Raw genomic sequence first — 14,787 nt, forward strand, 5'->3', positions numbered from 1 at the left:
GTGCAGGCCGCAGCGGAACCTGTTACCAGAAACCATGCTGCGATTTTTCGACATGTTCGGCCGGTCCTCGGAACTGACGGCCCTTGATGAGGCGCTCAAGACGGCGGGGCTGCATCCGTTGCTGATCCCCGAACCGGTCAAGCTGACGATCCTGCAACTGCACCGCAAACATGGTGACGCAACGGACCGGGCCACGGCCATGGCCGATGCAGCACAGCTTTTGTCCTATTGCGTGCTGGATCAGGCGCAATTTGTGGCGGTCAATGGCACCAAAGCCGCCGAGCGCACCGAACAGCGCATTTCTGCCGCCATCGCGGGGGCCGCGCCTTTCGACGAAAAGCTGATCCTGCTGGCGCTGCATGCGGGTGTCATCTCGCCGGAAATGGCGGACAGGTTCGACATCGACGGTGCCGACCCCGCCAGATAACAGGCCAGGTCAGCGCCCTATGCCAGCGCGACAGCAAAGGCACGCCCGATCCTGTCGCTGGCACAGGTGATCAGTGCCGTGGGGCCAAAGCGGCGTGAAAGGGGGCTGGTCTGTGATAGAGGCATGGCTTTTGCTTGTGATGACTTTGCGCTCACGCGGTCAAACGGCCCGCTTTGGTGTCTTTACCAGCCTCATCCACCCGCTGGCCGCGCGACAGGGTCAGGGCGAACATCTGCGGTGTAAAGGCAAAGGCCAGCGTCACCGACAGCGCCACGCCACCCGCGACCGACATCGCGAATGGCGGCCAGAACCCGCCACCCCCAAGGATCAGCGGCAGGAAACCTCCGACCGTCGTGATCGTGGTCGAGGTGATATGCCGCGCCGATCCGGCGACGACATCGACCATCGCGGCGCGGTCACCCACACGGGCGCGCGCATCCTGTTGCAGCCCCGACAACACGATCAATGCCGCGTTGATCGACACCCCGATGGACCCGATCACACCGATGATCGCTGTAATCCCGAAAGGATAGTTGAACACCGCCAGCGCCAGCATCGACAGCCCCGCTGACAGGCCGGCCACGGCAAAGGCGATCAACGTCAGGCGGAAGGAATTGAACGTCATCACCACAACCGCGATGGACAGGGTGATGATCAGCCCCAAAGGCGCGACCAAGGCCCGCACCGTGCTGTCGCGCGCATCGGAATCGCCCCCCGTTTCCAGCCTGACCCCCTGTGGCAAGCTGAAACCATCCGCATCAAGCAGCGCCATCGCCTCGGTCAGCGCCACGGCGGGCAAGACGCCCGGCATCAAGAAGGCCTGCACATTGTTGATCCGTTCGCCGTTGCGGCGGCTGATCGTACTTGCGGAGGGCGCCAGTCGCAGCGTGCCCAACGTGGATAATGGCACCGCGGGAAACTGGCCCGCCGCCGCAATCTGCGCCGCATCGGGCGGCAGGATCGGCATATCACCGATGGCCACCGGATCACCGCGCAACCCCGCGCCAAGACGGACACGCACCGGCAATTCCTCGGTCCCTTCGAGCAGCGAGCCACCGGTCACACCTTCCAGCCCCGCCTCCATCTGGCGGGCAATCTGGCCAAGATCGAGGCCCAGCAACCGTGCGCGGGCCTCGTCCACATCCAGCGTCAGTTTGGGTGCGCCGCCCGCCACGCCGCTGCGCGCCAAGGCCACAGAGGACACAGTGGCCAGCCGCGCGCGCAGATCATCGCCCGTGGCGCGCAGCGCGTCGATATCCTGCCCGACAAGGCGCAATTCGACGGGCGCATTCACGGGCGGCCCTTGGGTCAGGCCACGGATGACGAACCGCGCTTGCAAAAACCGCGGCGGCAGGTCGGTTTGCAGGTCTTGCAGCAGCCGCGCCGTGGCGGCAGGTGATGCTGTGCGGATCAGCGCCTCGGCAAAGGCGGGGGCCTGATCGCGGCCCCCGACCATGTTGTAATAGAATGCAGGCGCGGACCGGCCCACGACCCATGCGACGTCAAGGATGTCCCCTTCGGCAGCCAGAACCGCATCGACCGCGCGCACCACACGCAGGGTTTCGACAAGGCTGGTGCCGGCGGGCAGGTCCATTTCGATATGGAACTGGTCACGCTCCACGCCGGGAAAGAATTGTGGCGTCAGGCCGGGCAGTGACGCAAAGCCCAGCACCGGCAGCACCAGCGCCAGCGCGACAGTGCGCCACGGATTGGCCAACGACAGCTCAAGTGTCGCGCGAAAGCCGCGCATCAACAGCCCTTCGCGCGCAGCGACGCCATCACCCGGCACCAGCCAATATCCAGCAATCGCAGGCGTGATGGTGACCGCAACGACAAAGGACCAGCCCAGCATCACGATCACCGCGATGGCGATGGACCCCACGAAATCCCCCGCTGGCCCCGGCAACAGCAACAGCGGCATGAACGACAGGATCGTCGTGACGGTCGAGGCCGCCAGCGGCATTGTCAGCCTGCGCACCGATCCTGCGACGGCATCCAGCCGTGACATCCCCGCGCGCAGGCGTTTGCCGACCTCGTCGGTCATCACGATGGCCGCGTCCACCAACAGGCCCAGCGCCACGATCAATCCGGTGACGCTCATCTGGTGGATCGGCACCGCCAGCGCGTTCAGCGTTGCAACCGAAGCCAACGTGACCACCGGCAGAACCATCGCCACGATCAAGGCAGACCGCGCGCCCAAGGTGACCAACAAAACCACCACGACCAGGGCCACGCCGATGGCCATGTTGAGGCCCACCTCTGCCAGCCGGTCGATGGTGTATCTGCTCTGGTCAAAAACCGTCTCGATCGCCAGACCCCATGGCAGGGTCTGCGCCTGTGCCGCCACACCAGCGCGGATGCCCGCCATCCAGCGGTCCACCTGCAAGCCTTCAGCCAGCTTGGCCGACACAAGGATCGCGGGGCGCCCTTGGAAAAACGCGGCCTCGGCCACGGGGGCGCGGGGGCCGCGCGTGATGCTGGCCACATCGCCCAGCAGGGTCACGCGGCCTTGGCCATCTTCGCGCAGCACGACCGCGCGCAGACGGTCCAGCGAGGTGATCTCGCCACTGATGCCCAGCACCAGATCGGTTTCCTCGGCGCGCAACCGGCCCGCCTGCACCTTGGCATCGGCAGCGCGGATCGCGGCTGATACCTGATCGGCCGTCATGCCCAGCGCGGCGATCCGGTCAGGAGCCAGCGTGACCAGCACTTCTTCTTCTGGCAGGCCGTGCAGATCGACCAAGGACGTGCCCGCCACGCGGCGCAGGATATCGGCCAGTGCCTCTGCCTCGCGGGCGGCGCGGGTCGGGCTGAAACCGTCGGGCATGGTCAGCGCAAAGATCGCGGCATAGCCGCCCGCACCGTCACTGTCGAAGGCGGGTTCGCGCACACCTGTGGGAAAATCGCGCCGTGCATCGGCCACGGCATCGCGGACCTGCGCCCAGATCTGTTCGATCATCGCAGGATTGATCGTTTCCTCCAGTTCGACCGCAATCACCGACACGCCGGTGGCAGATGTCGATGCAACTTCGGCAATTTCGGGGATCGCGCGCAGTTCGGTTTCGATCTTGGCCGTCACCAACGCCTCGACCCGGGCAGGGTCGGCACCTGGAAAGACGGTCGTGACCGTGGCAAAGATATTGGTGATGGTCGGGTCTTCTTGGCGCCCGATGGACGCGAGCGACGACACCCCCGCCGACAGGATCACCAAAAGCGCCAGCACCACAAGGCGAGGCTGGCGAAAGAACAGCGTGTCCATGCCGGTTACTCCTGCGGGTTGGCAGCAAGCTGCACGATCTGGCCGGGGGCGATGCGATCAGGCGCTTGCGCCACGATCCGCGCGCCTGCGGGCAACAGGCCGCGCAGATAGACCTGTGTGCCGTCACTGTGGATCACCTCGACAGCGGCGGGCAGGGTACGGTCGCCGTCCGGTGTGGTTTGCAGCGCCATGACCGACCAGCTGCCGCGCGCGCCTTCGCGCAGGGCCGAGAGCGGGGCCCAGAACCCCGGTTCCGGTACGACCTGTGCCAGAACCAGCGCCAATGTGTCCCCCATCACGGTGTCAAGACCGGCCGGCAAGTCCAGAATAACAGACCGGCTGCGGGTGCCGGGGTCAAGATCGGGGCGGATCTGGCGGATGGTCGCGGTATGCGTGCTGCCGCCAATCTCGACCATGACGCTGTCGCCGGTCTGCAAATCCGCCGCCAGTGCAGGTGGCAGGCCGATCCGCGCCCGCGCGGGTGCGGCATCGAACAGCATCAGCACACTTTGCCCCGCCGCCACGGTTTGGCCGGCATCCGCACGGCGCGCACCGATGCGCGCGTCAAAGGGGGCGATCAGGGCCGATTTGTCGATCTGCACATCGACGCCGGCGATCCGTGCGCGTGTCGCTGCCATCCCCGCCTCGGCGCGGGTCAAGGCAAGGCGGGCATCGTCCTGTGCCGCCACCGACCGGAAACCGCGATCTGCCAGCGTGTCATTGCGCGCCAGCGTCAGGCGCGCCAATGCGGCATCGGCGGCAAGAGCTTCGAGATCCGCCTCGAGTGCCGCGCGTTGCGGCATCAGCGCGCTGGTGTCCAGACGCGCCAGAACGGTGCCTTGGGCGATCACATCACCCTCGTCCACCAGCACCTCGGTCACACGGCCACCAAATTCGAACGCCAGATCAATCTGGGTTGCGGCCTCAATCTGGCCGGTGAACCTGCGGGTGACGGTATAGCTGTCGGCGATGTCGATCTGCATCGCGGCAACAATGGACGCAGGCGCACGCGATACAGCACCTGCATCGCCTTGGGCCGAAATCACCGCGAAACCGGCATAGACCGCGGCACCCGCGCCGCCAAAGACCGCGAGCGTCAGACCCAACGTCATCACGCGGCGCAAGGTTGGTGGCACAGATTGGGTCATGGCGCGGCCCTTCTAAGTTAGCATCACTTACATAAGTGAGAATCACTTACTTCTGCAAGAGGTTTCCAAACGCACCAAGATCAGCGATGGTTCGCATGACCGCGTGTTGTCACGAGATGTAAGTATTGCTAACTTTTCGGGCATTTCATGCCGCGCTTGCCCCAGAATGCAGAAAGGCCGCCTATCATGTCCGATGACACGCGACAGGCCGGAACGACCGACACAGGCGTGCCGCCCAGAGCCGCCTATCATCACGGTGATCTGCGGGCGCAATTGATCGCCGCCGTGCGCGATCTGGTCGAAACCCACGGACCCGACGGGTTTTCCGTGGCGGAAGCCGCGCGGCGCGCAGGCGTCAGTTCCGCCGCGCCGTACAAGCATTTCAAGGATCGTGACGAAATTCTGCGCGGCGTCGCCGGCGAGGCGATGGACCGTCTGCATGCCGCGATGGCCGCGGCCGCAGACCCGCATCCCACCGGATCGCTAGAGGCTGTGGCGGCAATCGGGCAGGCCTATGTGGACTTTGCCAGGGCGCAGCCCGGTGTGTTCCGGCTGGTGTTCGGCCTGACCGAAGGGCATGAAAACGCCCCCGAATTGCAGCAAAAAGGCGATAATTGCTTTGGCCTCGTGATTGGTCAGGTGGCCGCCGCGCGGGATTTGCCTTTGGATCATCCCGAAGTGCTCAGCTGCGCCTATATCCTATGGTCTTGCGTGCATGGCCATTCGTTCCTGTCCATCGACATGAAGAACAAGGACGTCGGGACCGAGATCGACGATGGGGCGCTTTTGATGCGCGTCAGCCGCGCGATCCTGACGGGTCCGGCGGGCAATGTCACCTGACCAGCCTGTCAACCATGTCGCGCAGCAGGGTCAAACCAGCCTGCAACGTTGATGCTGCGATGGCGGGTGTTCCCGCCTCGACATAAAGCCGCAGTTCGGGGGCGTTGCCCGAAGGGCGCAGATGCACGATCCGGCCATCTGTGCAGGCAATGCGAAGCCCGTCTGTCAAATCGATGCTGCGTTCCACAAGGCCAAGGGCGGCAACAAAGGTCGCGCGATCCTGTGGGTTATCGCTCAGGGCAGCGACCAGCGCGGTCGATGCATCTGTCGGAACCTGCTGTAGCCGGTCGGCGGCGGTAAACCGTGCAGGCTGTGCTGCGATCAGGCGCGACACCGGCGCACCCTTGCCTGCGGCCAGAACCGCCAGCATCGGCAGCATCGCGTCACGGGTCATCAAGGCTGGCAGCTGACCCCGCGGCCCCTGCGCGTCAAAGCCCAGCAAAAAGCCGCCATTCGCCTCGTACCCAACCACATCGCCACCCAGCGCCTGCATCGCGGCAATCACATGGGGCGATCCGATGCGCGTGCGCCGCACCTGCGCGAAACCAAAGTCTTCGGCACCGCTGTTGGACGACACCGGCGTCACCACATGCCGCGCGCCAAGACAGGCCGCCGTGATCTGGCCCATGATGTCGCCTGCGATGACGGCCCCGCTTTCATCCGTCATCAGCGGCCGGTCACCATCGCCATCGGTGGACAGGATCGCCGCGATGGCGTGATCGCGCGCCCAAGCGGCAAGGCTTGCCTTGGTGTCAGGATCGACGGCTTCGGTATCGACGGGGATGAAATTGGCGGACCGTCCCAACATGACAACCTCTGCGCCCAGCGCTGTGAGCAGGTCCACCATCAGGTCGCGGCCAACCGCGCTATGGGCATAAAGCCCCAAGCGCAACCCTGACAGACCGCTGCCGAACGCTGCGATATAGCGCGCGGAATAGGCAGGCCCGACATCCATGATCTGCGGCTGCGGCCCTGACAAAACCGTGCGGGCAGCGCCCAAGCCTGTCAGGATTGCGGCCTCTTGGTCCTTGGTAATCTCGCCCGTGGGGGTGTAGAATTTCAAACCGTTACGATCTGCTGGAATATGGCTGCCGGTGACCATCACCGCCGCCGCATCCGCCTGCATCGCGGCCAGCGCCAGCGCCGGCGTCGGCGCAGGACCGCATCGCGTGACAGCAAGCCCCGCCGCCTGACCGGCCTGCGCCACCACCGCCGCCAAAGCGGGCGAGGATTGGCGCAGATCATGTGCAACAAACAAACCCGTTCCCATCGGGCAGGTCGCGGCAAAGGCGCGGACATAATCCGTGACAAGCGCCGGTGTCAGGTCGGTGACAAGGCCGCGCAGCCCGCTGGTGCCGAATTGGGGGGGCATGACATCTCCTGCCGTGGTTGTGCTGTTCTAGTGCTCGCCGCCTGACACAAGTTACCCTATGACTGCCTGCAGCCCAGAACGGACAGATGCGGGATACCAGAAGGTCTCCCGCATCTGTCGATGTCATACGGCGGCCCGTTTCCAGCCTGCCGCCAGAGCACCAGCGCCAATCATCAAGGACCCACCAACACGGTTGACTGCCCTCTGCACGCTTGGCTTGCGGATCGACTTTCGAGCCATTGACGCCAGAAACGCGTAGAATGACGCATTCAGGGTCGCCAGAACCAGGAACGTTGTCTCGAAAATCAACATCTGGGGCAGTAAGGGCTGCGCCGGATTCATGAATTGGGGGAGGAAAGCCACGAAGAAGATGATGCTTTTCGGGTTAAGCGCGGTGACGACATAGGTGTGCAGAAAAATCTTCAGCGGCCGCTCTTTCGGCAGGTTCTCTGTATCTGCATTGGCCTCGATAAGCGACACCGGAGCGCGCCAAAGCTTAACGCCAAGGTAAATCAGGTAGGCTGCACCGATCCATTTCAACGCAGTGAACAAAGTGGCCGACGTCGCAAGCAGCACCCCAAGGCCGAGCATGGAAGCCGTCATGGCAGTGAAATCACCAAGCGCAACGCCCGCGACAGTTGCGCGTGCCGCTTTTCGACCGTGTCCGAGAGCATAGGAAATTACCAACAGGATCGTAGGGCCGGGAATCGCCAGCAAGACCGCAGATGCTGCTGCAAAGGCCAGCCAAAGTTCAAAAGACATCTCGCTTCTCCATTTTGATTGACGAAGCAATCCACAGACTTGGCGATGTGGCAAGCACTTTTCGGAACGTCCGCTTCGTCCCGCATAGCTGACTGTCGCAACCCCGTGCGAGGGAGCGGGTATCTTGTGTCAGGTGGCGAACACGAGCGCGCGGCCTGATCAGAGGCAATTGAACGAAATGCGCGACAAGAACCATTGTGCCGCCGCAATTCAGCCATGCGACAGACCGCGATGTTCACGAGTCTGAACAAATCGACAACGCCGATCCTGGGGGGGATTGAAGATGTCCACGCTTGTTCCGGTCAGATATCTGACCATTCCTGATGCATCTACATGGTCGCGGATCACTGATCTGGACATTGTCCGCTTTGACGGCACCGACAATCTTGTCGGGATCACCCGTTTTGACGGTGCGCTGCAAAGCTGGGACAGAAGCGGTCCGGTGCTGGACACCGGTGCCTTGCGCAGGCTGGATGGCGGCGATGTGGCGGGCGGTGGCGGGTCTGTCCTGACGCTTGATTCCGCTGCGGGGCCGGTGCTTTTGACCGGCGGTGGCACGGATGGTGCGTTTCAGCAAATCAGCCTGACCGGCGGGCAATGGCAGGTGATTGACACCTTACCCATTTTCGCAGGCTTTCGCCCCGATCTGGTGGTGCAACAGGGGGGCGCGCAATTCGTCTATGGCGGGATTGCAGGACAGGCGGGGATCGCTGGCTGGCAGTTCGATGCCGCCGGACAGTTTATCGGCGCGCTGGCGACGATACCGACCAGCGGACCAGTCACCGCGATCACCGCAGCGGGGGGGGTTATCTATACGGTGGATGCGACCAACCGGCTGACAGGCTGGCAGGTCGATGCCACCGGCAGCCTATCGGAAATCGCGGCATTGACGGCAGAGACCGGGCTGTGGATCGCCGATGCCAGCGCGATGCAGACAGTCGTGGTCGCGGGGGTGACCTATCTTGTGCTGGCGGCGGCAGGCAGCAGCAGCCTGACCGTGGTCGAGGTAGGCGCGCAGGGCGCCTTGACTATCCGAGACCATCTGCTGGACACGTTGCACACCCGCTTTGGCGGGGTCACCGCGCTGGAAATCGTGACCGAAGGCGGGCGCAGCTATGTCATCGCGGGCGGCGCAGATGACGGCATATCCGTCTTTGCGCTGTTGCCCGGCGGGCAATTGGTGGCGCTGGCCCATATCGAGGATACGACAGCCATCGGGCTGGACAATGTCAGCGCCATCGCCGCGCGCGGACACGAGGACCGGCTGGATATCTTTGTGGCCAGCAGCAGCGAACCGGGGATCACGCAATTGCGGCTCGACACCGGCGGGACGGGGATCACGGCGACAGCGACCCTTGCGGGCGGGGTGCTGACCGGCACAGGGGGCGATGATATTCTGCTGGGAGGGGCTGGTGACGACCAGATCTTTGGCGGCGCGGGCGATGATATCATGCACGACGGGGCGGGGTCAGACATATTGACGGGTGGGCCGGGGGCGGATGTTTTCATCCTCGTCGCAGATGGTAAAACAGATACGATCACCGATTTCACCTTGGGCGAAGACCGGCTGGACCTGTCGGGTTGGCCGATGCTGCGCGACATCAGCCAGCTGACGATGACCATCACGCCCACAGGGTTCATCATCCGCTATGGCAACGAAGAATTGATCATCCACAGCGCCGATGGCAATCTGTTTGACTATCGGCTGTTGACGAATGCCGATGTGCTGGGCGGGATGCGCCTGCCCGCCACGCTTAGCCCCGGCTCTCCGGGGCCTGCCACGCCGCCGCCCGCGCTGACGCCGACACCACCCGACAGCCCCGCTGATCCCGGCGGGCCATTTTCGATGCAGGTCGCCAAGCGGGCCTTGGTCGAAAGCAAGATCACAGAGCTGCGCGACGCATTGCTGAACCAGCCGGCCGCACCCCCCAGCGCTGACAGGGTCGTGACCGGCACTGACAGCAATGACCTGCTGATCGGCGGTGATGGGGCGGATCTTTTGCTTGGGCGCAGCGGCAATGACATCCTGACTGGCGGGGCCGGTGCAGATATCCTGCTCGGTGCTGACGGACACGACGATCTGCGCGGCGGTGACGGGCAGGACCTGTTGATCGGCGGCGGTGGTGACGATCGGCTTGACGGGGGCAACAGCGACGACGTGCTGACCGGTGGGGCGGGTGCGGATACTTTCATCTTCAACGCTGGCCGCGACCTGATCAGCGATTTCGAACAGAGCATCGACCGGATCATTCTGGATGCGCGGCTGTGGACGGGGCTGACCTCGGCCGCAGATTTGCTGCTGCTCTATGGCACGCAGGACGGATCGCGCGTGACCATTGATTTCGGGAACGGCGACATCCTGCGGATCGACGGGGTGACGGATTACGCCACCCTTGCCGATGATATCGCGCTGTTCTGACGCTAATTCGTGATCGACTGCAGGGTCGAGGCCAGACGCACAATCGTCAGGGCCGGAACCAGCGCGCTTTCGGTGCCATAGATCAGGTCGCCGTCCTGCACCATGAACTTGCCCGCCGAAAACAGCCCGTCCGCCGACGTCAGATCAATGGTGAACACGACCCGTTCCTGCGGCGGGCCGGTCACGCCGTCACGCACTTCGGCAGGGTCATATTCGCGCAGGATCAAGATACCCTTGGGGTTGGCCGTGGTGGCTGAAACACCGCCGATCAGCGCCAGCGCCTGCAGGGCAGATACGTCTGCGGTGGGAAATTCGAATTGCGATTGCGCACCCGTGGCCCCCAGCGCCAGAAACTTGCGCTCGTCCGGCACGATCAGTACACGGTCGCCGCCCTGCACGGCGATATCAAGCCCCGGTTCTTCCAACAACCGATCAAGCGAGATGCCGTAAACCACGCCGCCCCGTGTCAGGCGGACCTGTGGGTTGACATAGGTGGGGTTCGCACCGCCCGCCAAGGACAAAAGATCCAACAGCCGGAAATTCCGGTCGGGGATCTGGTAAATGCCAGCCGCGCCGACACCACCCGCCAGATTGGCGGAATTGCCGCGCCCCGGCTGAACGACCATCTGCACCTGTGCTGACGGGATCGTGCGCACCAATTCTTCCTCGATCCGGGCGCGGGCTGTGTCAGGGGCCATGCCCGCGACGGTCAATTCGCCGATATAGGGGACAAAGATGCGCCCGTTGGCGCTGACCTGTGCCTGTTGCAAGGGTGTGGCGCGCTGCCCGGTCCCCGCCAAAAGCGAATTCTGCTCGGCGTCCCAGATCGTCAACTGGATGGAATCGCCCGGCGCGATCAGCAAAGATGCGGGTTGTTGCACCGCTGGCAGCCAAGGCAGTTGCGCCAGATTGCGGTCGGGCCAGACCCGCAAGACCGGCAAGCTTGCGCTATTGACCTCGTAGACCGTGAAATCATAGGCGGGGGTTTCGCCCTGTGCGGCGATATTCGCGTTGGCGGCGGCCAGAACCTCGGATTGAAAACCCGCGCCGCGCGGCAGGCTGCAACCCGCAATAAACAAACATGCCGAAACGGCAATCATACGCTGAAAAATCACAACCACTGCCCTTTGTTTTATTTTTGGGCAATTTATGCAGAAGAATGGCTAACCGACAATATCGTCTGGATAAAAGCCGAAAAACGGTGGTGTGGCTGCAACAGGGGCCGCGGTCAAAAACCACTCAGAAATCGATTGCGATGCCCTTTTTTTCCCAATCGCCAAAGCGGACAGGCTCTGGCCCGTCGCGCCCGCCCAGCTCGGGGGGCAGGTCAAGTTTGGCAGCCTTGCGGCGTTCGGCAGCCTCTGCCAGCGCGCGTTGGGCGGCGGGGGGCAGGTCTTTGGGGGCGTCTTGGGGCATGGCGCTGTCCTTGTCGGCGGTCACTGTTTGATATACGCCGCTCTGACCCAGCTTCAAGAGTGACCCCATGGACCAATCCGGTTTGCTGCCACGCCGCAGCGCCCATCACCTGCTGATGCAGATCACAACCGAAGGCCGCCTGATGGCCGAACTGATCGCAGGCGGTGCGCTGGCGCAACTTGCGCCTGACGACCGTGCGCGCGCGCAGCGGCTGGCCACCGATGCGTTGCGCGGGCTGGACCGTGCCGACCGGATGCTCAAACCCTATCTGAAAAAGCCGCCCGGCGATCATGTGATGAATGCGCTGCGGCTGGGGCTGACCGAATTGATGCAGGGCGAGGCCGCGCATGGCGTGGTCAATGCCTATGTCGAAATCGTCGCGCGCAACACGCGCACGCAGTCGATGAAAGGGCTGACCAACGCCGTCCTGCGCCGCATCGCGGATGAAGGGCCAGAGGCTTGGGCCAAACGCGCCGTGCCGCTGACCCCCGGTTGGCTGCGCCAGCCTTTGGTCGCCGCGTGGGGCCGCGATGCCGTGACAGGGATGGAGGCTGCGCATTTCGCAGGCGCGCCGCTGGATCTGACGGCAAAGGGCGATCCGGCGGGTTTGGCAACCGCCTTGGGCGGCGTGGTGCTGCCCACCGGCACGGTGCGGCTGGCGCAAGCGGGGCAGGTGTCCGGGCTTGCAGGCTATGACGCGGGTGATTGGTGGGTGCAGGATGCCGCCGCCGCCCTGCCGGTCAAGCTGTTGGGCGATGTGACCGGCCTGCGGGTGCTGGACCTGTGCGCCGCACCGGGTGGCAAGACATTGCAACTGGCCGCAGGTGGTGCCGATGTCACCGCCGTCGATCTGTCGGAAAAGCGGATGACCCGCCTGACCGAAAATCTGGCCCGCACGGGGCTGGCCGCAACCACGCTGGTCAGCGATGCTTTTGCGCTGACCACGGGCGGTTATGACGCTGTCCTGCTGGATGCGCCCTGTTCGGCAACCGGCACGATCCGGCGGCACCCCGATCTGCCCTATGCCAAGGACGGGTCAGAGTTCGGCGCGCTGATCGCCCAGCAGGAAACGCTGATCGACCATGCGCTGAGCTTGCTGCGGGCGGGCGGGCGGCTGGTCTATTGTACTTGTTCGCTGTTGCCCGACGAAGGCGAGGTACAGATCGAAGAAGCGCTGGCCCGCCACCCTGGCCTGCGCGTTGAACCGCCCATGATGGCTGGTGTGGACCCTGCCTGGATCACCGAAGAAGGCGGGTTGCGGCTGCGCCCCGATTACTGGCCCGATCTGGGCGGGATGGACGGGTTCTATATCGCCGTGCTGACAAAGCCTGCGTGACTTGACCGGCTAGCTTTCCTATGGTCCGCATGAACTGGGCTGACCAGCCTGCAACATCTGGACCGCAGTCGATGGCAGAGCATCTTACATGGCGGGGCCGTATCGCGGTATTTGTTGACCGGCGCCATGCGAAACGGGCCGGCCGCGCCAGCGTGACCACGCATTTCACGCGCGCCCCTGAACCACGACACATGGGGTTGGCCAACAATGGCCAGCATCTGGTCGCGGGCGCATTTTTGTTTTCGGGGCTGCGGATCAACGCGCCGGAGCTGGCGATCTGGGATCTTGCGCCGCAAGACCTCGATGTCCTCGCCGAAATTCACGGTTGCGACTGGCTGGCCGATCTGGCCGCCCTTGGTGACGAGGACGCGCGCACCAAGGCGCAGGCTTGGGTCCACGATTGGATCGCGCGGTTCGGCGCGGGCCATGGGCCTGGCTGGCAGGCGGACATCACGGCGCGCCGCTTGTGCCACTGGATCGACCATAGCGATTTTTTGCTGCGCAAACAGGACGCACCCGCAAAAGCTGCTTTCCTGCAAAGCCTTGCGCGGCAGGCTTTGTTTCTGACGCGGCGTTGGCAGCGCGCGGATGATGACATCGGCAGTTTGGCGCGCATGATCCATGTCGGGCTGACCTTGCACGGCATGGCGGGACCGGTGGATCAGATGGCCCTGGCACTGGGCGTGGCTTGCAAAACGCAGGTGCATGCAAAGGGCGCGATCGCGTCGCGCAATCCTGCGGAACTTGCCGCCGTGCTGTCGCATCTGGTGGACAGCAGGGACATGCTGACAGCAGCAGGCCAGACCGTTCCTGCCGATGTCACAGAGGCCATCGCGCGGATCGTGCCAGTCTTGCGCGCATTGCGCCATGCCGATGGCAGGCTGGCGCGATTTCATGGCGGGGGCCATGGTGCGCAGGGCCAGCTTGACGCGGCGCTGGCGGCAGCCGGGGTCAAGACCCCGGCCACGGGACCGACAGCCATGGGTTTCGCGCGGCTGACCGGTGGGCGCAGCACGCTGATCATTGATGCAGCAGCGCCGCCCACGGGGGCCGCATCACGTGACGCCCATGCCAGCACCTTGGGGTTCGAGCTGACCTCGGGGCGCCGACCCGTGATCGTAAACTGCGGGTCAGGCGCGCGGTTTGGTGACGACTGGCGCCGCGCCAGCCGCGCCACGCCCAGCCATTCCACGCTGGCGCTGGAGGGCATATCATCATCCCATCTGGGGCGTCTGGCCACGGAATGGCTGACCGAAGTGCCCCGCCTTGTGCGCGCAGAGATCAGCACCGAAAACGGCGAACGCAGGCTTGCTGCATCGCATGACGGCTATCAGCCATCGCATGGGTTGACCCATGCGCGCCAGTTGCAGCTGTCGGCGGATGGGCGCAGCCTGACGGGCGAGGATTTGCTGACCACCCTATCCCCCGAAGACGAAGCCCAATTCGACCGCATGTTCGACCAGACCCTGCGCGCCGGTGTCCGCTTTGCGATCCGGTTCCATCTGCACCCTGACGTGACCTGCACGCCCAATGCGGACGGGACGCTGGTGTCGCTCGGGCTGAAATCAGGCGAGATCTGGGTGTTCCAGCACGACAGCGTCGCCCAATTATCCATCAGCCCGTCAGTTTATCTGGAAAACGGGCAATTAAAGCCGCATGCCGCGCAACAGGTGGTTTTATCCGGCAGCGCTTTGCCCTATGCGACACGCGTCCGGTGGTCGCTTGCCAAGGCTGATGACACCCCGCTTGCGGTGCGTGATCTGGCCTTTGAAGCCCCGCTTGGCGCCGCTGAATGATCTAGAGGACAT

11 protein-coding genes are annotated in these 14,787 nt (G+C 64.1%); 5 read left to right on the plus strand and 6 right to left on the minus strand.

The window, feature by feature from the left end; translation table 11 throughout:
* The first annotated feature begins 34 nt into the window (after window positions 1–34).
* Window positions 35–427, plus strand: coding sequence for a hypothetical protein (locus ACPF9B_RS12740; RefSeq protein ID WP_007206489.1), 393 nt, complete (start codon window positions 35–37; stop codon window positions 425–427).
* 151 nt (window positions 428–578) lie between these two features.
* Here ACPF9B_RS12740 and ACPF9B_RS12745 read toward each other — a convergent pair whose 3' ends face one another.
* Both ACPF9B_RS12745 and ACPF9B_RS12750 read right to left on the minus strand, forming a co-directional pair.
* A complete protein-coding gene (locus tag ACPF9B_RS12745) occupies window positions 579–3,686 on the minus strand; it encodes an efflux RND transporter permease subunit (protein WP_424177822.1) in 3,108 nt (1,035 codons plus the stop codon).
* Between the two features lie 5 nt (window positions 3,687–3,691).
* Window positions 3,692–4,834: an efflux RND transporter periplasmic adaptor subunit gene (locus ACPF9B_RS12750; protein WP_424177824.1), complete on the minus strand. Its 1,143-nt coding sequence runs from the start codon at window positions 4,832–4,834 to the stop codon at window positions 3,692–3,694.
* Between the two features lie 186 nt (window positions 4,835–5,020).
* On the opposite strand from ACPF9B_RS12750, the gene ACPF9B_RS12755 reads away from it, so the two are divergent.
* Window positions 5,021–5,674 carry a TetR/AcrR family transcriptional regulator gene (locus ACPF9B_RS12755; RefSeq protein ID WP_040482971.1) on the plus strand — a complete coding sequence of 218 codons (654 nt, stop codon included), beginning with the start codon at window positions 5,021–5,023 and terminating at the stop codon, window positions 5,672–5,674.
* Here the strand turns inward: ACPF9B_RS12755 and ACPF9B_RS12760 are convergent.
* Both ACPF9B_RS12760 and ACPF9B_RS12765 read right to left on the minus strand, forming a co-directional pair.
* The gene (locus tag ACPF9B_RS12760; protein WP_424177826.1) at window positions 5,667–7,046 is read right to left on the minus strand and encodes a phosphomannomutase; all 1,380 of its coding nucleotides are present in this window, start codon (window positions 7,044–7,046) and stop codon (window positions 5,667–5,669) included. The two genes, ACPF9B_RS12755 and ACPF9B_RS12760, sit on opposite strands and share 8 nt — an antisense overlap.
* Window positions 7,047–7,169: 123 nt before the next feature.
* Window positions 7,170–7,808 (minus strand): LysE family translocator, encoded by a 639-nt coding sequence (locus ACPF9B_RS12765; protein ID WP_424177828.1) that lies wholly within the window; start codon window positions 7,806–7,808, stop codon window positions 7,170–7,172.
* A 283-nt stretch (window positions 7,809–8,091) separates the two neighbouring features.
* On the opposite strand from ACPF9B_RS12765, the gene ACPF9B_RS12770 reads away from it, so the two are divergent.
* Complete coding sequence (locus ACPF9B_RS12770; RefSeq protein WP_424177831.1) at window positions 8,092–10,227, plus strand: calcium-binding protein; 2,136 nt, start codon at window positions 8,092–8,094, stop codon at window positions 10,225–10,227.
* Window positions 10,228–10,229: 2 nt separating this feature from the next.
* Here the strand turns inward: ACPF9B_RS12770 and ACPF9B_RS12775 are convergent, their stop codons facing one another.
* Window positions 10,230–11,342, minus strand: a complete 1,113-nt coding sequence (locus ACPF9B_RS12775) for a polysaccharide biosynthesis/export family protein (RefSeq protein WP_242601266.1) — start codon at window positions 11,340–11,342, stop codon at window positions 10,230–10,232.
* Window positions 11,343–11,466: 124 nt separating this feature from the next.
* Complete coding sequence (locus tag ACPF9B_RS12780) at window positions 11,467–11,643, minus strand: DUF1674 domain-containing protein (RefSeq protein ID WP_040483301.1); 177 nt, start codon at window positions 11,641–11,643, stop codon at window positions 11,467–11,469.
* 67 nt (window positions 11,644–11,710) lie between these two features.
* On the opposite strand from ACPF9B_RS12780, the gene ACPF9B_RS12785 reads away from it, so the two are divergent.
* Both ACPF9B_RS12785 and ACPF9B_RS12790 read left to right on the plus strand, forming a co-directional pair.
* On the plus strand, window positions 11,711–12,979 hold the full coding sequence (locus ACPF9B_RS12785) for an RsmB/NOP family class I SAM-dependent RNA methyltransferase (RefSeq protein WP_424177834.1): 1,269 nt from the start codon (window positions 11,711–11,713) through the stop codon (window positions 12,977–12,979).
* A gap of 71 nt (window positions 12,980–13,050) precedes the next feature.
* Entirely contained in the window at window positions 13,051–14,775 is a 1,725-nt protein-coding gene (locus ACPF9B_RS12790; RefSeq protein WP_424177836.1) for a heparinase II/III family protein, read from the plus strand.
* Window positions 14,776–14,787: the final 12 nt, after the last annotated feature.

This window comes from Yoonia sp. TsM2_T14_4 (genome assembly GCF_049602355.1).
In the GTDB taxonomy this organism is placed as follows: Bacteria; Pseudomonadota; Alphaproteobacteria; order Rhodobacterales; family Rhodobacteraceae; genus Yoonia; species Yoonia vestfoldensis_A.